Origin of the sequence: Spiroplasma endosymbiont of Polydrusus cervinus, from assembly GCF_964019755.1 — a bacterium.
GTDB lineage: Bacteria > Bacillota_I > Bacilli_A > Mycoplasmatales > Mycoplasmataceae > Spiroplasma.
This window is the reverse complement of the sequence record NZ_OZ026469.1, coordinates 498,182-516,307: the sequence shown is the minus strand read 5'-3', so window position 1 is coordinate 516,307 and position 18,126 is coordinate 498,182. Positions and strand designations below refer to the sequence as shown.

19 protein-coding genes and 2 pseudogenes are annotated in these 18,126 nt (G+C 27.8%); 14 read left to right on the top strand and 7 right to left on the bottom strand.

Going from position 1 to position 18,126, the window contains the following annotated elements; translation table 4 throughout:
• Positions 1–104: 104 nt before the first annotated feature.
• The 5 genes from AACK78_RS03280 to dnaJ all read left to right on the top strand — a co-directional run bounded on the left by AACK78_RS03280 (position 105) and on the right by dnaJ (position 7,012).
• Entirely contained in the window at positions 105–2,246 is a 2,142-nt protein-coding gene (locus tag AACK78_RS03280) for an ATP-dependent Clp protease ATP-binding subunit (protein WP_338956391.1), read from the top strand.
• A gap of 102 nt (positions 2,247–2,348) precedes the next feature.
• Positions 2,349–3,362, top strand: a complete 1,014-nt coding sequence (gene hrcA / locus AACK78_RS03275) for a heat-inducible transcriptional repressor HrcA (protein WP_338956389.1) — start codon at positions 2,349–2,351, stop codon at positions 3,360–3,362.
• Between the two features lie 25 nt (positions 3,363–3,387).
• Entirely contained in the window at positions 3,388–4,020 is a 633-nt protein-coding gene (locus AACK78_RS03270) for a nucleotide exchange factor GrpE (protein WP_338956387.1), read from the top strand.
• Between the two features lie 29 nt (positions 4,021–4,049).
• Positions 4,050–5,837, top strand: coding sequence for a molecular chaperone DnaK (gene dnaK / locus AACK78_RS03265; RefSeq protein WP_338956385.1), 1,788 nt, complete (start codon positions 4,050–4,052; stop codon positions 5,835–5,837).
• A gap of 68 nt (positions 5,838–5,905) precedes the next feature.
• Positions 5,906–7,012 (top strand): molecular chaperone DnaJ, encoded by a 1,107-nt coding sequence (gene dnaJ, locus AACK78_RS03260; protein WP_338956383.1) that lies wholly within the window; start codon positions 5,906–5,908, stop codon positions 7,010–7,012.
• Between the two features lie 69 nt (positions 7,013–7,081).
• Here the strand turns inward: dnaJ and AACK78_RS03255 are convergent, their stop codons facing one another.
• The 3 genes and pseudogenes from AACK78_RS03255 to AACK78_RS03250 form a co-directional block, all read right to left on the bottom strand.
• The gene (locus AACK78_RS03255) at positions 7,082–7,678 is read right to left on the bottom strand and encodes a DDE-type integrase/transposase/recombinase (RefSeq protein WP_338955783.1); all 597 of its coding nucleotides are present in this window, start codon (positions 7,676–7,678) and stop codon (positions 7,082–7,084) included.
• A gap of 21 nt (positions 7,679–7,699) precedes the next feature.
• Positions 7,700–7,765: pseudogene (locus AACK78_RS07485) on the bottom strand (hypothetical protein); the annotation flags it as partial.
• Between the two features lie 173 nt (positions 7,766–7,938).
• Positions 7,939–8,202 (bottom strand): hypothetical protein, encoded by a 264-nt coding sequence (locus AACK78_RS03250; RefSeq protein ID WP_338956381.1) that lies wholly within the window; start codon positions 8,200–8,202, stop codon positions 7,939–7,941.
• A gap of 313 nt (positions 8,203–8,515) precedes the next feature.
• Here AACK78_RS03250 and AACK78_RS03245 point away from each other — a divergent pair, with 313 nt between their 5' ends.
• The 9 genes from AACK78_RS03245 to AACK78_RS03205 all read left to right on the top strand — a co-directional run bounded on the left by AACK78_RS03245 (position 8,516) and on the right by AACK78_RS03205 (position 13,628).
• Complete coding sequence (locus AACK78_RS03245) at positions 8,516–9,118, top strand: FMN-dependent NADH-azoreductase (RefSeq protein ID WP_338956379.1); 603 nt, start codon at positions 8,516–8,518, stop codon at positions 9,116–9,118.
• Positions 9,119–9,435: 317 nt separating this feature from the next.
• Entirely contained in the window at positions 9,436–9,870 is a 435-nt protein-coding gene (gene rplK, locus AACK78_RS03240; protein ID WP_338956377.1) for a 50S ribosomal protein L11, read from the top strand.
• A gap of 2 nt (positions 9,871–9,872) precedes the next feature.
• Positions 9,873–10,574: a 50S ribosomal protein L1 gene (rplA, locus tag AACK78_RS03235; RefSeq protein ID WP_338956376.1), complete on the top strand. Its 702-nt coding sequence runs from the start codon at positions 9,873–9,875 to the stop codon at positions 10,572–10,574.
• Positions 10,575–10,584: 10 nt separating this feature from the next.
• Complete coding sequence (locus tag AACK78_RS03230; protein WP_338956375.1) at positions 10,585–10,764, top strand: hypothetical protein; 180 nt, start codon at positions 10,585–10,587, stop codon at positions 10,762–10,764.
• 29 nt (positions 10,765–10,793) lie between these two features.
• Positions 10,794–10,961 carry a hypothetical protein gene (locus AACK78_RS03225; RefSeq protein ID WP_338956373.1) on the top strand — a complete coding sequence of 56 codons (168 nt, stop codon included), beginning with the start codon at positions 10,794–10,796 and terminating at the stop codon, positions 10,959–10,961.
• Positions 10,962–10,982: 21 nt separating this feature from the next.
• Positions 10,983–11,159, top strand: coding sequence for a 50S ribosomal protein L32 (gene rpmF, locus AACK78_RS03220; protein WP_338956371.1), 177 nt, complete (start codon positions 10,983–10,985; stop codon positions 11,157–11,159).
• A gap of 790 nt (positions 11,160–11,949) precedes the next feature.
• Positions 11,950–12,726 carry a ParA family protein gene (locus AACK78_RS03215; RefSeq protein ID WP_338956369.1) on the top strand — a complete coding sequence of 259 codons (777 nt, stop codon included), beginning with the start codon at positions 11,950–11,952 and terminating at the stop codon, positions 12,724–12,726.
• A gap of 218 nt (positions 12,727–12,944) precedes the next feature.
• Complete coding sequence (locus AACK78_RS03210) at positions 12,945–13,157, top strand: hypothetical protein (RefSeq protein ID WP_338956367.1); 213 nt, start codon at positions 12,945–12,947, stop codon at positions 13,155–13,157.
• Positions 13,158–13,400: 243 nt separating this feature from the next.
• Complete coding sequence (locus AACK78_RS03205) at positions 13,401–13,628, top strand: hypothetical protein (RefSeq protein WP_338956366.1); 228 nt, start codon at positions 13,401–13,403, stop codon at positions 13,626–13,628.
• Between the two features lie 9 nt (positions 13,629–13,637).
• Here the strand turns inward: AACK78_RS03205 and AACK78_RS03200 are convergent, their stop codons facing one another.
• The 4 genes and pseudogenes from AACK78_RS03200 to AACK78_RS03190 all read right to left on the bottom strand — a co-directional run bounded on the left by AACK78_RS03200 (position 13,638) and on the right by AACK78_RS03190 (position 18,061).
• Positions 13,638–14,237, bottom strand: a complete 600-nt coding sequence (locus AACK78_RS03200) for a DDE-type integrase/transposase/recombinase (protein ID WP_338956364.1) — start codon at positions 14,235–14,237, stop codon at positions 13,638–13,640.
• A gap of 21 nt (positions 14,238–14,258) precedes the next feature.
• Positions 14,259–14,324 (bottom strand): annotated as a pseudogene (locus tag AACK78_RS07480) (hypothetical protein); the annotation flags it as partial.
• Positions 14,325–14,497: 173 nt separating this feature from the next.
• A complete protein-coding gene (locus tag AACK78_RS03195) occupies positions 14,498–14,761 on the bottom strand; it encodes a transposase family protein (protein ID WP_338956363.1) in 264 nt (87 codons plus the stop codon).
• A 252-nt stretch (positions 14,762–15,013) separates the two neighbouring features.
• Positions 15,014–18,061, bottom strand: a complete 3,048-nt coding sequence (locus AACK78_RS03190) for a DNA polymerase III subunit alpha (protein WP_338956362.1) — start codon at positions 18,059–18,061, stop codon at positions 15,014–15,016.
• Between the last annotated feature and the right edge of the window lie 65 nt (positions 18,062–18,126).

Here is an 18,126-nt window from a genome sequence, read left to right as displayed (position 1 = left end):
AATTTAGCACTATTTAATTGACTTTGCTAAGCAGTATGATAAGATATAAATATAAAATTAGCAGATAAACACATAGAGTGCTAAAAATAAGGAGGCAGGGTATCATGGATTTAACACAACAATATGAACCAGGCAAAGATCCTAAGGTGCTTGAAAAATTTGCCAAAAATCTTAATAAAGAAGCTATTGGCGGAAAATTAGACCCAATTATTGGCCGTGAAGATGAAATTAATCGGGTAATTCGAATTTTATCGCGCAGAACTAAAAACAATCCGGTTTTAATTGGTGAACCAGGGGTTGGGAAAACAGCCATTGTAGAAGGATTAGCCCAACGAATTGTTAAAGGTGATATTCCTAGTAATTTACAAAATAAAACAATTTATGAATTAGATATGGGGGCTTTAATTGCTGGCGCTAAATTTCAGGGTGAATTTGAAGAACGCCTAAAAGCAGTGTTTAACAAAGTTAAAGAGTCAAATGGAGATATCATTTTATTTATTGATGAATTACATTTAATTGTTGGGGCTGGAAAAACCCAAGGTAGTATGGATGCTAGCAACTTATTAAAACCAATGTTAGCTCGTGGTGATTTACATTGTATTGGAGCAACAACATTAGATGAATATCGTTTATATATTGAAAAAGATGCTGCCTTAGAACGCCGTTTTCAAAAAGTAGTCGTTAGTGAAAACACAATTGATGAAAGTATTTCAATTTTACGTGGTTTAAAAGAATGTTTTGAAACCTTTCATGGGGTTAAAATTCATGACAGTGCTTTAGTTGCATCTATTAATTTATCGTCACGCTATATTACTGATCGATTTTTACCAGATAAAGCAATTGATTTAATTGATGAAGCTTCTGCAACAATTAAAACAGAAATTGCCTCTGTGCCAACGGAGTTAGATAATTTAAATCGGCGAATTGTTCAATTAGAAATTGAAAAAGCAGCTTTACAGAAGGAAACAGATAAGGCATCAAATGAACGGTTAGTTGATATTGAGAATGAGTTAAAACCATTGAAAACAAAACAACAAAAATTAGATATTCAATGAAATTCAGAAAAAGAAAGTATTAAAAAATTAAAAGACTTAAAGTCTCAAGTTGAACAGTTAAAAAAAGAATTAGAACAAGCGCAATTAAGTGGCGACTTTAATCGTGCTGGTGAAATTCAATATGCCTTGTTACCAAAATTAGAACAACAATTACATGAACAAGAAAAACAAGTATCTGGTTCGCAACTATTAAAAGAAGATGTTACTGAACGTGAAATTGCGGCGATTGTTGCAAAATGAACGGGAATTCCAGTTGACCGCTTAGTGGAAACTGAAAAAACAAAATTATTAAATCTAGATAAGATTTTACGGCGTCGTGTTTGGGGCCAAAGTGAGGCAATTCAAGCTGTTGCGGATGCTATTATTCGTAGCCGCAGTGGAATTAGAGATCCGAATAAACCAATTGGTAGTTTCTTATTTTTAGGACCAACAGGGATTGGGAAAACCGAAGTTGTCCGTAGTTTAGCAGATATTCTTTTTAACTCAGAAAAACAAATGGGTCGCTTAGATATGTCAGAATATATGGAGCGCCATTCAGTAAGTAAATTAATTGGGGCCCCGCCAGGTTATGTTGGCCATGAACAAGGGGGACAATTAACTGAAGCTGTTCGCCGTAATCCTTATTCAATAGTTTTATTTGATGAAATTGAAAAAGCCCATCCTGATATTCTAAATATTTTATTACAAATCTTAGAAGATGGGCGTTTAACAGACTCATTAGGGAAAGCGGTTGATTTTAAAAATACAATTATTATTATGACTTCTAATATTGGATCAGAGTATTTATTAAATGAAAATAATGAAGGCCCTGGGTTATTGATTCAAAAAGAATTAGCGAAAAAATTCAAACCAGAATTTTTAAACCGAATTGATAATGTTATCACCTTTAATGCTTTATCAAAAGATGTTATTAAAGAAATTATTGAAAAAGAATTATCTGAGTTAACACAACGGATTGAGGATGCGAAAAATATTTGCATTAGTTATTCTGAAAAAGTGTTAGAGAAAATTTTAAATGAAGGCTATGACCGCGAATTTGGGGCACGACCAATTAAACGATATATTCAACGAAACCTTGAATCTTTAATTGCTCATGCTATTATTGCTGAAAAAGTGCAAGAGGGAAATTATTATACAATTGACGTTGTTAAGAATGAAATGGTTATTAAAAATAGCACAAAATTAAATTAGCACTTGCATTCTATAAATGATAAATTTATAATATTAAGTGTTAGCACTATTTAGTGTTAATTGCCAAATATTTATTAGAATTGAAGAAGGAAGGTGCTGATAATGTTAAGTCAACGACAAGAAAGCATTTTAAAAATAATTGTAGAAGAGTACACAAAAACAGCACAACCTGTAGGAAGTAAAGCTATTATTGCTTCATCCTTAATAGATTCTTCTTCTGCAACAATTCGTAATGAATGTGCAATTTTAGAAAAAGAAGGTTTTTTAGAAAAAGAACATACTTCATCGGGAAGAATTCCATCAACAAAAGGTTATCGTTATTATGTCGATAATTTGATGGTTGAAAAAAATATTGATGATATTAAAAACCGTATTGAAGCTTTATTTGTTAATCGTAATATGTCAATTAATGATATTCTTGATCAAACTGGCCAAATTTTAAGTGAGATGACAAATTTAACAACAGTTGTTGTTGGGCCAAATTTTAAAGAGGAATTATTAAAGAAAATTGAGTTATTACCAATTTCTGCAACACAAGTAGTTGTTGTCTTTGTGTTAGCAAATGGTCATGTTGAAAATAAAATGTTTACAATTGATGAAAATAGTTCAATGGATGATTTACAAATTTCAGTTGAATTATTTAATAGTCGGTTGGAAAATACTAAAATAACTGATATTCCAACGAAATTCGAGGTAATTCGGCCAATTTTAGAACAACAAGTAAAACACTATGAATATATTTTAAAACAATTTGTTAATGCTTTAACAAGCATTGTTAAACCGAGTTATTCAACCCATGGGATTCAATATATGCTGCAAAATCCAGAATATAATAATCCCGAACGAATTAAACAAGTTATTCGTTTTATTGAAACAATTTCTCCGTTTGATTATTTTAAAAAACAACAAAATAATCCAAATGAAGATCTTGTTTCAATTCAAATTGGGAATGAGACAGGGTTTAACAATGATGATATGGCTTTATTGACAACAACTTATAAGGTTGATGATGTGCAAGAAGGAGGAATTGCTTTGGTGGGACCAAAGCGCTTAGAATACGATAAGCTTTATGAAGTTTTAGAATGATTAGCATATCGGATTAAAGAAGCATATTAAAAAGAGGAGAGAGAGGATGAGATTAATGAGTAATGAAAAAAGTAGTGAAAAAAAAGACAAATCTTCACCAAACCAATTAAAAGAAAAAAATCAACAGTTACGGAAAGAATTAGCAAATAATCAAACGACTAATTCATCATCGGAAACACCAGAAACAGTGTCACCGACAGCTGAAGCAAATAATTTAACAATTATTGAGGATTTAGAACAAGAAATTGATTCATTGTTGAAAGATAATTTACGATTGCGGGAAGAGAAATTATTAGCTTTAGCTGATGGTGAAAATTTAAAGAAAAGAATTCATCACGAAGTTGCAGATATTAAACGTTATCGGGCAGCTGGGATGGTAGAGAAATTATTGCCAATATTAGATAACTTTGAACGTGCTTTACAAGTTACCAATGTAACAACAGAAGTTATAAACTTTTTAACGGGGTTTGAAATGATTTATCGTATGTTTAAAACGGTTTTTGAAGAAGAAGGAATTACCGCAATGGAAACAAAAGTAGGCGAACACTTTAATTCTAGTTTCCATGCGGCAATCGAAACGATCGAAACATCTGATGTTCCATCAGGATGTATTGTTAAAATTTTACAAAAAGGGTATATGATGCATGATCGTGTTTTACGTCATGCATCAGTTCAAGTTGCAAAATAACTAAATTAGAGAGAGGAAGGAATGATATTATGGCCAAAATTATTGGGATTGATTTAGGAACAACAAATTCGTGTGTTGCGGTGATGGAAGGGAAAGAATTTAAAGTTTTAGAAAATCCAGAAGGACAACGAACAACACCATCAGTTGTTTCATTTAAAAATGAAGAAATTATTGTAGGAGATGCTGCTAAACGACAAGCAGTGACAAATCCAAATACAATTAGTTCAATTAAAAGAAAAATGGGAACAGTGGAAAAAATTCATGTAAATAATAAGGATTATACTCCTGAACAAATTTCTGCGGAAGTTTTACGTTATTTAAAACATTATGCTGAAAAAAAATTAGGACAAAAAATTTCAAAAGCAGTTATTACTGTTCCAGCATATTTTAACGATGCACAACGCCAAGCAACAAAAGATGCTGGGAAAATTGCTGGGTTAGATGTTGAAAGAATTATTAATGAACCAACTGCTGCTGCCTTAGCATATGGAATTGATAAAGTTGATAAAGAACAAAAAGTGTTAGTTTTTGACTTAGGAGGAGGAACTTTTGACGTTTCAATCTTAGATTTAGCAGATGGAACATTTGAAGTTTTGTCAACTGCGGGGGATAATCATTTAGGAGGAGATGACTTTGATGAAGTTATTATTCAATGAATGGTTGATGAATTTAAAAAAGATAATGGAATTGATTTAAAAACTGACAAAATGGCAATGCAACGGTTAAAAGAAGAAGCAGAAAAAGCCAAAAAAAATCTTTCTTCACAATTACAAACTGAAATCGCTGCTCCATTTATTACTGCGCGTGATGGTAATCCATTACACTTAAACTTAACATTAACAAGAGCAAATTTTGATGAAATGACAAAATCACTTGTGCAACGAACAATTGAACCAGTTCGAAAAGCCTTAGCTGATGCAAAATTAAAACCAAGTGATTTAGATCAAGTTTTACTAGTTGGAGGAAGTACGAGAATTCCGTCTGTCCAAGAAGTTATTAAACATGAGTTAGAAAAAGAACCAAACCGTACAATTAATCCAGATGAAGTGGTGGCAATTGGTGCCGCAATTCAAGGGGGAGTTTTAGCTGGTGATGTTAAAGATGTCTTATTATTAGATGTTACACCATTATCATTAGGAATTGAAACATTAGGAGGCGTTTCAACAGTTTTAATTCCTCGTAATACAACAATTCCAACATCAAAGGCACAAGTTTTTTCAACGGCCGCTGATAATCAACCTGCCGTTGATATTCATGTTTTACAAGGGGAACGTAAAATGGCACAGGATAATAAAACTTTGGGTCGTTTCCAATTATCAGGGATTGATCCTGCCCCAAAAGGAATTCCCCAAATTGAAGTTAAGTTTTCAATTGATGCTAACGGAATCGTATCGGTTGCGGCAAAAGATTTAAAAACAAATCAAGAACAATCAGTTACAATTACCAATGGTGGTGGTTTAACAGAAGAAGAAATTCAACGAATGATTAATGAAGCAGAACAAAACAAAGATAAAGATGAACAAAAATTAAAAAACATTGAACTACGCAATAAAGCAGAGTCATATATTTCAACAATTACAGAAGCTTTAGAGGGTAATAAGGATAAAATGGATCCTGAGCAATTAAAAACTTCAGAAGAAATGGTTAAAGAAATTAAAGAATTGTTAGAAAAAGAAGACTATGCAGGATTAGAAGCCAAAATGACAATGTTAGAACAAGCAATGGCTGAAGCTTCAAAATTTATGCGCGATCAAGAAGGTGGCCAACCAGAACCAGAAGTTACTAACAATGATGATGATGAGAAAAAAGATAAATAAGACGATAATGATAACTAAAATTATTTTAGTTATCTTTTCTTTAAAAGAGAAAGTAGAAAGATGGTAAAATGGGAAAACGAGACTATTATGAAGTATTAGGTGTTAATCGTAATGCCACTGATGATGAAATTAAACGTGCTTTTCGGCAATTAGCGAAAAAATATCATCCTGATGTTTCAAAAGAAAAGGATGCCGAAGCAAAATTTAAAGAAGTTAATGAAGCTTATGAAGTTTTATCAGACCCCAATAAACGCCGTAATTATGATCAGTTCCCGTATGGCAAAACTGATCATAATGGTTTTGGTGGAACTGCTGATTTTGAAGATATTTTCTCTGGTGGTTTTAGCGATATTTTTGAAAATTTTTTTGGTGGTGGTAAGAAACAACGCGGTTTTAGCAATCAATCGATTAAAGGGGAAAATATTGCCGCTCGTTTTGTAGTAACTTTAAAAGAACAAATGTTTGGTAAAACAGTTAAATTAGACTTAAATATTGATAAGAAATGTGAAAGTTGTGAAGGAACAGGAGCAAAAGATCTGAAAAAAGACATTCATACTTGTACAACTTGTGATGGTTATGGCTATGTTAATCTTGAACAACGGAGCATTTTTGGTATTATTCAGTCGCAACAACCATGTCCAGATTGTAAAGGACGGGGGAAAGTTATTACCAATAAATGTTCAAAATGTAAAGGGCAAGGACATTATCGTGGTAAAGAAGCCGTTGAAATTGAATTACCAAAATCAATTTATGAAAATCAACAAGTCCGAATTCGTGAAAAAGGAAACTATGGCTTAAATAATGGTCCTCGAGGTGACTTGTATCTTGAAATTTCAGTTAAACCGAACAAATACTTTAAACGAGTTAATGACAACTTACATTTAAATTTACCTGTTTCTTATTTAGATGCCTTATTAGGAGCTGAAATTAAAGTTCCAACTTTTGATGGTGATGTTCATTTAAAATTACCACCAAATACAAAAACAAATAGTATTTTTAATATTCCCAATCATGGTTTTTTTAAATCACCAACTTCAACAAAACGGGGGGATTTAATTGTTAATGTGATTGTCACAATTCCAACAAAATTGTCCCCAGAAGAGAAAACAATTTTACAAAAATTAAAAAATAGTAGTTCGTTTAAAATTACCGATGATTTCTATGAAGATTTATAATTGAGCAAGTAAAAGTTTTAATTATGTTATTTATACTGCACCCCGTTTAGTAAGTATTAATAAAAAGGTTTACAAACTTTCATTTATTATATATTTTTCTTTTTGGTTTGAATATCATTTATTTCATTTTTTAACATCATTAATATATTCATTATGAGATTTATAATTTTTATTATGGATTGTTCCTTTTTTAAGTAATGAATGAAAACTTTCAATAATAATGTTGTCTGCACAATGATAATTTTTACCCATTGAAATTATAATTTTGTTATCTAAACATTTACTATTGTAATCTTTAGATGTATATTGATATCCGTGATCTGAATGAATTATTATTTTATTTAGATCTTTTTTTATTTTTTTAATTTTATTAATTGCATCATTTAAATTATCAATTACAAGTTTGTTATTATTAAATTTTGATCATTTTACATCAATAATTTCTTTAGTATATCCATCAAGTATTGTTGATTGATAATGTTTTTTACCATTTCAAATTAAATAAGTTACATCAGTAAATAAAATTGAAAATCTTTCTTTAATATAATTAAAATTACGATTTACTAAATCAGGATATTTAATTATATTTTTATTTCTATTTTGTTTTATTAATATTTTTCTACGCATACGCTTTACATATTCAGCTTGAATATTATTTTCTTTCATAATTCGCAATACTTTCTTAGCATTATAAATAATGCCATAATCTTCTTTTAAATATTTGGTAATTCGACGATAACCAAATTGTTTTAAATTTTCTTCATAGACTTTTACAATATTTTTTAATGATTCGCTATCCTTACCATTACTTGAATAATTTTTATATTTATCTCAATAACTACGCTTTAAATCTGTTATATCAAGTAATAAATTTAGTGGATATTTATTAATGTTTTCTTTGATAAAAGATACAATTTTTCTTTTATTTAATTGTAAAAGTCATGAAGCTTTTTTAGTAATTCATACCTAACTTTGTAATAGTTTAAATCTCTTTTTTCAAATGATTCTTTTGGACCTTTATTGGTGTTTAAAATTCCTTTCTTAAAATTTTCATACCATGAAGCAACAGTTTTTTTATTAATTTGATATTTTTTTGCAATAAAACTTATACTATTATTTTTAACCTCTTGTACTATTATTTTTCGAAAATATGCTGTATATTTATTAAATTTTTGTCCTTTTTTTGCCATATAAAAATGCACCTCCTCTAAAGTTTAGCAAAGACTTTTTTTCTTTACTTACTTTTTTGGGTGCAGTCTAAAGTTTAGCAAAGACTTTTTTCTTTACTTACTTTTTTGGGTGCAGTCTAATTAATCTATAAATTATTGGTGTCCTGTACGATGAGCTGGCAAAAAACAATTCTTGTGAGATTGTTTTTTGCCAGCTCATCGTACAGGACACGCCTTAACTTTTTATGATTTGGTATTTACAGTTTACAGTATTATTATCAAACAGATTAGATTATAAATTATGATAAAATAAAACCAGAAAGGAAAGATAATCATGGTAAATAAAGTATTAGTAATTTATGGAACCGTTAGCCCAAATGAGAAATCATATTCAAAGGCTTTAGCAGCCCGTTTTATTAAATATTATCAAGTTGACAACCCAAAAGATGAAATTATTCATTTAGATCTAAATGAGCCCCCAATGGCTGTTAAAACACTTACACGAGATAACTTTGGAACTTTTTTTAATACAGAGGATACTGATGTTTATATTAACCAATTAAAAGAAGTCCAAAAAGTTATTATTGTATGTCCAATGAATAATTTTAATGTTTCAGGCTTAATGAAAAATTATTTAGATCATGTGTTAGTTGCTGATAAAACATTTTCTTATAAATATTCGAAAAAATCGGGTGCAATTGGGTTATTACCCCATTTAAAAGTTCAAATTTTAACAACCCAAGGGGCACCTTTTGGATGATACCCTTGAGGAAATCACACTGAATATTTAAAAGGAATATGAGAATTTGTTGGCGCAAGCGTTAATCAACCAATCCTTGTGGCAGGAACAAAAGCGGCCCCAACAAGCTCTCTAACGCCAGATGAATTAATTGACCAATATGATGAAGAAATTCAAAAAGTTGTTAAAACTTTTTAATATGTATATTGTAAACCAAATGCAACACTTTATTTTTCATAAAGTGTTTTTTTATTTTTAATTTGTTATAATTTTACTAACTTTTTATGATTTAGTTTTACAGTATACAATATTATAAAAATGATATTGAATTTAATTTAATATCATTTTTTGGGTAACTCCAGCGTAATATTTTAAAATAAAGTTGTTTTTTTGTTGTTTATTGTTATAATTAACTAGGCATTTATTCTAAGTTTTAGAATATGCTTAAATGTGGTAGTAATGGTAACATTACGTTTGGACCACAGCGAGAATTTGAATAAAAGGAGGAATTGCTCGTGGCAAGAATTACAAGAATTGCAAAATTAGAATTTAACGCAGGACAAGCAAAACCAGGGCCAGAGTTAGCTTCATTAGGAATTAACATGCCGCAGTTTTGTACACAATTTAACGATGCAACAAAAGACCGTATGGGTGATGTTGTTCCCTTTGTTATTACTGCTTTTGATGACAAAACATTTAAATTTGAATTAAAAACAACCCCAGCAGCCATTTTATTAAAAAAAGCAGCTAAAATCCAAAAAGGATCAGCAAAAGCAAAGGATGAAAAAGTAGCAACAATTTCAGCAGATGAAGTTCGCAAAATTGCGGAATATAAAATTGTTGATTTGAATGCAAATGATGTTGAAGCAGCAATGCATATTATTGAAGGAACTGCTCGTAATATGGGAATTGTTGTTGAAGGTATGCCAAGTAAGAAGGAGAAAAACTAAGGATGGCAAAATTTGGAAAAAAATATAACAAAGTTGCTGAGTTAGTTGATAAAAATAAGGTATACCCAATTGTAGAAGCAATTGAATTAGCAAAACAAACTGCAACAACAAAATTTGATTCAACAGTTGAAGTCGCTTTTAACTTAAATGTTGATCCTCGTCATGCTGACCAACAAATTCGGGGGGCAGTTCTGTTACCAAAAGGAACTGGAAAAACACAACGAATCTTAGTTTTAACAAATAGTAAAAAAGCTGATGCAAAAGCAGCTGGTGCTGACTTTGTTGGAGGTAAAGATTTAATTGAAAAAATTAAAAAAGAAAATTGATTTGATTTTGATGTTATTATTGCAACACCAGATATTATGGCTGAACTAGGAAAAATTGGGAAGTTATTAGGACCAAAAGGGCTAATGCCAAACCCTAAAACTGGAACAGTTACGCCAGATGTTACTAAAGCAATTGGTGATGTTAAAAAAGGGAAAGTTGAATACTGTGTTGATAAGAATGGAAACATTCATTCAATTATTGGAAAAGCATCATTCAAAGCAGAAGATTTAAAAGCTAATTACGATGTAATTTATGAAACAATTCGTAAGGTCAAACCTGCTGCTGTTAAAGGAGCATATATTAAAAATATTGCTATAACAACAACAATGGGGCCAGGAATTAAAGTTTTAATTGAATTAAAATTTACAGTCTCTTAAAACAGGGCAGGTGAAAGGTGTTATTAATTATCACTGTGATCTTAATGCAATTAATATTGCAGCAACAATTATTGGCGAAATTGTGGTTGAAGATACCCATACATTGGAACATTTTGTTGTTCCGGTTAATTTAGAGTGAAATGATAAATATAGTTTTAAATTTTTAAAAAAAGCAATATTAATTAATTAAATGAGAAAAATTTTGATATAATAAAGTATGTGTGAGATGAAATAATTATGAATAGTCCTATTAGCTTATCGAAAAATAGTGATAAAATAACTAGTGGTGATTCAACTTGGCAAGTTTTTTCCGAAGAAGAATTTGCAGCGTATCAAGCAGCTCAAGCGAATTCACGATGAGAACAATTACACGGAAAAATTAGTTAAAACAACAGAGGAGGAAAAATAATGGCGGTACCATTTCGAAAAACATCCAAACAGGCAAAAAGAAAACGCCGAACACATTTTAAATTAGTTGGAGCAACTTTGATATCATGTAAAAATTGTGGAGCATCAATTAAATCACATAGAGTTTGTCGTGAATGTGGATATTATAAGGATAAAGAAGTTATTAAAGTTGATTAGGGAATAATAGCTGCTGTGTATACTGTAAAAATAAATCATAAAAAGTTAATAAAATTAAACACAACAAAAAATAAATGTTTGTTAAGATTAGTAAAATTTATTTTTTGTTGTGTTTAATTTTATTAACTTTTTATGATTTATTTTTACAGTATACACAGCCTTTTTAAAATACTTGGAAAAAATTATAATCGTTAAGCGAAGAATTTTATAAAGGTTATCCAAATTTATTTGAAAGAACCTCAAAACTTTTTAACTTGTAAATTATTTTATCACAAAATTTCAGAAAATCAACTGCTCACCTAAAATTTCATTTTTATATTTAAATGAACGAACATAGTTAATTATTCCTTATAAAATAAGGGTTTTTATTGTTTTTTATAAAATTATCGTCTGTAACGCATTGAAAGTTAGTTTAATGAGTTTAATCATAACAAAAATTAATTATGTAATATTATATATAAAATAATCTTTAGATTATTTTATTGAAAAGTTAATAAAATAAAGGTATTATTAACTTAGATTATTTAGATTATTAATAATCTAAATTAGAAAGGAAATTTTTTTAATGCCAATTACAAGTGAAAAAAACAGAAAAAAATTAGAAAAAATTGAAGATACAATAGCATTTAAAAAAGAAAATGATAAATATTAAAATCAAAAAATGTCAACTATGACATGTGATTCAGAATTAGTAAAAGAATTTAAAAAAGAAGCAGCAAAAAAGAGTTAAAATACACAACTCTTATGAATAGAATTTTAAGAAAAAGATATAGAAGGGAAAACAACAACAATGAAAATGATTAGTTTTTATAATAAAAAGGTTGGGGTTGTTGGGAAAAAAACGCTCTGTAAAAATGTCGCATATAAATTTGCTTTAGAAAATAAAAAATTTTTAATAATTGATTTAAACCCACAGGCAACAATAACTTTTGAATTAAAAGGTACAGAAGTTAATTTAGAAAAAACAATATCAGATTGTTTTGTTTTTAACAAGAATAATTCTTTAAAAAAAGTTATTCAAAATACAAAATATAAAGAAATTGATTATATTGTTGGTAGAGAAAAAGTAAAAAAAGTAAATTTTTTATTAAAAAAACTTTATGAGAATAATGATAAATTTTTTGTTGCTGAAAATATTTATTTAACTAATAAAGAAACACTTGATAGTTATGATTATGTTTTAATTGATTATCCACCAACAGTAGATGAATTAAGTTTAAATTGATTAATTATTTCTGACTTGATTATAATTCCTATTAATGAAGGCTTGGGAGCATTTAAGGGAATTTTAGATTTAATTAATACTTTAAAATATATTTGCAAAAGAGAAAAAAGAAAAATACCAGAATATAAAATAATATTGAATACTATAAAAAGTGATAAAAATTTAATATTAATTAATGAGTGATTAGATGAAAAGGGATTTTTAAATTATTGTTTTAAAATAATATTAAAAAGTTCTGAAACTTTTTTAACAAACGAAAACGAATTAGCAAGTAATTGAGACAGTAAATATTATTGACGACAAAAACAAGCATACGAAGAACTTATTAAAGAAATAAAATAAATGAAGTTTAAAATATAAAAGAAATATTAATTGATATTATAGCTTGAATTGGTTTTGTTACTAGTTTAATAACGTTATTACCGCAAACAATTAAAGTATTAATACAAAAAAATACAAAATCTCTATCAAAAATAACCTTGTTTTTTATTTTTTTAAATTCTATTATTTGAATTATTTATGGTGTCTTAACAAATCAAATACAAATATATATTTCAAGTTTGTTTTCTTTATTATTTTCCTCTTCAATAATTGTTATTGTTATTTTAAATAAAATAAAATATAATAAAAAATTAGAAAGTAGAGATATTATGCATAAATTAATAAGTTTAGGCGAAGATTTAAGTAAGTGTGAAAATTGTAGTTTTGTTATTCAAAAGATAGATGATGAATGGTTTACTATCAATGAAGGTGATAGTAAATGTGGTAAATAATTTTTTTGTATACTGTAAAACTAAATCATAAAAAGTTAATAAGATTATAACAAATTAAAAATAAAAAACAATAATTACAAAAAATATTAAATTAAAAACAATGTTTTTAATTTAATATTTTTTGTAATTATTGTTTTTTATTTTTAATTTGTTATAATCTTATTAACTTTTTATGATTTAGTTTTACAGTATACAAATTTTATATTTACAAATTTGTGTAAAAAATTGGGAATAATAATTTCAATGTCACGAAGAGGATCTTCACCAGATAATGGTCATACTGAATCTTGATTTGGAACTTTTAAAACTGAATTTTTTGAAACATTAAAACGTATTTTTAGAAACAAAGAATATATATATATATATATATATATAATGATTCCACAATATATTAAATTTTATAATGAAATTAGACCACAAAGAAAATTAAAAGAATTAAGTCTAGACTGCACCCTGTTTAGTAAGTATTAATAAAAAGGTTTACAAACTTTCATTTATTATATATTTTTCTTTTTGGTTTGAATATCATTTATTTCATTTTTTAACATCATTAATATATTCATTATGAGATTTATAATTTTTATTATGGATTCTTCCTTTTTTAAGTAATGAATGAAAACTTTCAATAATAATGTTGTCTGCACAATGATAATTTTTACCCATTGAAATTATAATTTTGTTATCTAAACATTTACTATTGTAATCTTTAGATGTATATTGATATCCGTGATCTGAATGAATTATTATTTTATTTAAATCTTTTTTTATTTTTTTAATTTTATTAATTGCATCATTTAAATTATCAAGTACAAGTTTGTTATTATTAAATTTTGATCATTTTACATCAATAATTTCTTTAGTATATCATCCATCAAGTATTGTTGATTGATAATGTTTTTTACCATTTCAAATTAAATAAGTTACATCAGTAAATAAAATTGAAAATCTTTCTTTAATATAATTAAAATTACGATTTACTAAATCAGGATATTTAATTATATTTTTATTTCTATTTTGTTTTATTAATATTTTTCTACGCATACGCTTTACATATTCAGCTTGAATATTATTTTCTTTCATAATTCGCAATACTTTCTTAGCATTATAAATAATGCCATAATCTTCTTTTAAATATTTGGTAATTCGACGATAACCAAATTGTTTTAAATTTTCTTCATAGACTTTTACAATATTTTTTAATGATTCGCTATCCTTACCATTACTTGAATAATTTTTATATTTATCTCAATAACTACGCTTTAAATCTGTTATATCAAGTAATAAATTTAGTGGATATTTATTAATGTTTTCTTTGATAAAAAATACAATTTTTCTTTTATTTAATTGTAAAAGTCATGAAGCTTTTTTAGTAATTCATACCTAACTTTGTAATAGTTTAAATCTCTTTTTTCAAATGATTCTTTTGGACCTTTATTGGTGTTTAAAATTCCTTTCTTAAAATTTTCATACCATGAAACAACAGTTTTTTTATTAATTTGATATTTTTTTGCAATAAAACTTATACTATTATTTTTAATCTCTTGTACTATCATTTTTCGAAAATATGCTGTATATTTATTAAATTTTTGTCCTTTTCTTGCCATATAAAAATGCACCTCCTTTAAGTTTAGCAAAGACTTTTTTTCTTTACTTACTTTTTTGGGTGCAGTCTATTAAAACAATATCTTTATCATACTTTTTTACTAACGACCGCAAAATTAAATATTGCTTTATTTGCATAATTTCAACCCCCTATAATTAACTTAAAAATTAACTTAAAAAGTTAACTAAATTAATAGTTAACTTTTTATGATTTGGTATTTACAATTTACAGTTGTAATAAGTTCAATAAAGATTTACTCTTGCTTCCCACTAATAAATTTAATGCGATTAATAATACCATTAATCTTATTATTATATGTCCCTAAACGAATATTTAATAATAAAACATTATTAACTTTTAATAAATTTGCATAATCCTTATATATTCCGGCAAAAGCAGTAATACTAATTTCGCCACTTTCATCGTAACAATCTAAGAAAGCCATTTTATTATTATTTTTATCCGTAATTGTTTTTACCCGTTTAACTAAAACTAAAACATTTGTTAAACCCAATGTTAATCGTAAATTACTAATTAAGGTTATTTTATCTTGGTATCCCTCTTTTTCACGAAGATATTTCAAAGGATGGTTCGATAAATAAAATCCTAAAAATTCATACTCTTTTTCCAAACAAACAACTTCATCATCTGGTTCAATTACTAATTCTGGTTTTTCCGCTAATGAAAAGTCAACAACTAAATTTTCATTTTCTTCTTGGGTTTTAATTAGTTCAATATAAGTAAGAATCCGTTGATAATTATTAAATACTGTAATTCGATTTAATTTAAAAAAGTCTAACGCCCCCGAAAAACATAATGCTTCATAAGTTTTACGGTTTAACCCCTTTTTATACAAGCGAATAAACAAATCATATAAATCGGTAAATAAACCATTCGTCTGATATTCTTGTGCAATTTTATTAAAAAAGGCAAAACCAATTTGTTTAATAATTAATAATGGCACACAAATTTGATTATCAACCGTATAATATTGGCGATATGGGGCATTAATATTTGGTGGGACAATTGTTAAATGATTTTTCTTTGCTAAATTAATATAATCATGAGTCTTATTTTCATCACCAATAACATGTGTTAACAAACTAGCCAAAAATTGCGAAGGATAGTTTGCTTTTAAATACGCCATTTGATAACCCAATAATGAATAAGCAACCGCATGACTACGGTTAAAACCATACGCCGCAAATTTATAAATTAATTCTCATATTTCTTGAGCGGTTTTCTCAACATAATGATTTTTCACTGCCTCTTCAATAAATTCTGTTTTTATTTGGCTCATAATTGTGGCATCTTTTTTCCCCATCGCACGACGAAAAACATCCGCTTTCGTTAGGGAAAAATTAGCAACTTTCTGGGCAATTAACATAACTTGTTCTTGATAAACAATAATCCCATATGTTGGGGCTAAAATTTCTGCTAAACGTTCATCAATATAAGTAACTTTCGCTAATTTTTTTTTTCGTTTAATAAACAAAGGAATATTATCCTGCGGTCCCGGACGATACAATGATGAAGTTGCAACAATATCTTCTAATTGGTCCGGAACCATATCAATTAAAACCTTTGTCATACCAGGTGATTCTAACTGAAAAATCCCTTTTGTATCGCCTTGCGCTAACAATTGATACGTTTTTTGATCATTTAACGGCAAGGTATTAACATCTAATTTTACTTTTGTTTCCTGATAAATATTATTAACAACATCATGTAAAATAGTTAAATTCCGTAATCCTAATAAATCCATTTTTAAAATTCCCAATTCTTCTAAGTAATTCATTGAATATTGGGTTTGATAAATGCCATTATATCCCTCTTTAATCGGAATAATTGTTTGTAATCGTTGTTGGGTTAAAACAACCCCTGCTGCATGGGTTCCTGTTTGCCGTGGTAAACCAATAATTTTTTTTAAATGCAAAAAGACTTGGGGGTATTTTTTTTGATAAATTTCAAAAAGAGGATTAGCACTAATTCCTTGCTCATAATGATAATTAAATTCTAATGGAACTGCTTTACTCATTTTGTCCGCTTCTTCAATTGCAATATCAAAAATACGACAAATATCCCGAATGGCCATTTTCACCCCAATTGTTTGAAAAGTTATAATATGAGCAACATGCTCACTACCATATTTTTCAAATAAATATTCAACCACCATTTCCCGCTTATCGTCTTCAAAATCAATATCAATATCAGGTAAACTTTTTCGTTCAGGATTTAAAAAACGCTCAAAAAGTAAATTATAAGTAATTGGATCAATTGTTGTAATATCTAATAAATAACTAACTAAACTACCCGCAGCACTTCCTCGTCCCGGACCAACAAAGATGTTTTGTTCTTTAGCATACCGAACATAATCTCAGACAATTAAAAAATAATCATTAAAACCCATCTTATTAATAACTGTTAATTCATAATTTAATCGTTCAAGATATGTTGCTTTTAATTTTGTAATCTTTTTTTGTGCCAAGGCTGTCTCACAGATTTCTCGTAAAAATTGTTGCGCTGATTGATTATCCGGGATTGGATAATGTAATAAATTATCAAAAATAGTACCTTTATGCAATGGAAAAAAATCAATTGTTGCAATAAAAGAATTAATATTATCAAAATATTGGTGATAAAGGTTTGACGGCGCTACTCAACCATAGAAATCTTGCAATTTACTCTCTTTAAATAAAGTCTGTGTTTTAATCGTATCAACAACTTTGTAGGCAGTAAAATCTTCACTAGTAAAATATTGCACTTTATTATTTCAAATAATTTGTTCCGCTGCTAGTAATGTTTGAAAAGAAGTTAATAACGATAAATTATCATTATTAATCCCTACATATAAATCAGTCTCTTGTTTTAAAATACTCTGTAGCGTTTGGTACAGGGCTCGTTGATAATTATCCGTTGTATAATTAATAATAATCTTAACATCAGCTGTTAAAAATTGTTTAATTTCATCTAATGTTAAAAGTTTTTTATGTTCGGCATTAATCATCATGATGGATGAAATTTCAACTAAATTAAAATAACCCTGTTGATTACGCGCGAATAAATTCATATTATAAGTAACATCATTAAATAAAATAGTAACATTTAAGCCAACGATTGGTTTAATTTTATTTTTTTGACAAAGTTGATGAAACTCATAAATCCCAAACATATTACTGTCACAAATTGCTAACGATGTTAAACCTGTTGTCATAGCATGATTAAAATATTTATCAAATGTAATTAAAGATGATAATAAACTATAACTTGTTCTAACATTTAAATAGGGAGTTGTCATCATTGTTACCTCGCTCTCCTTACATTTTAACGAAAAAAAAAATAAAAACCACAATTGTGGTTAATTTT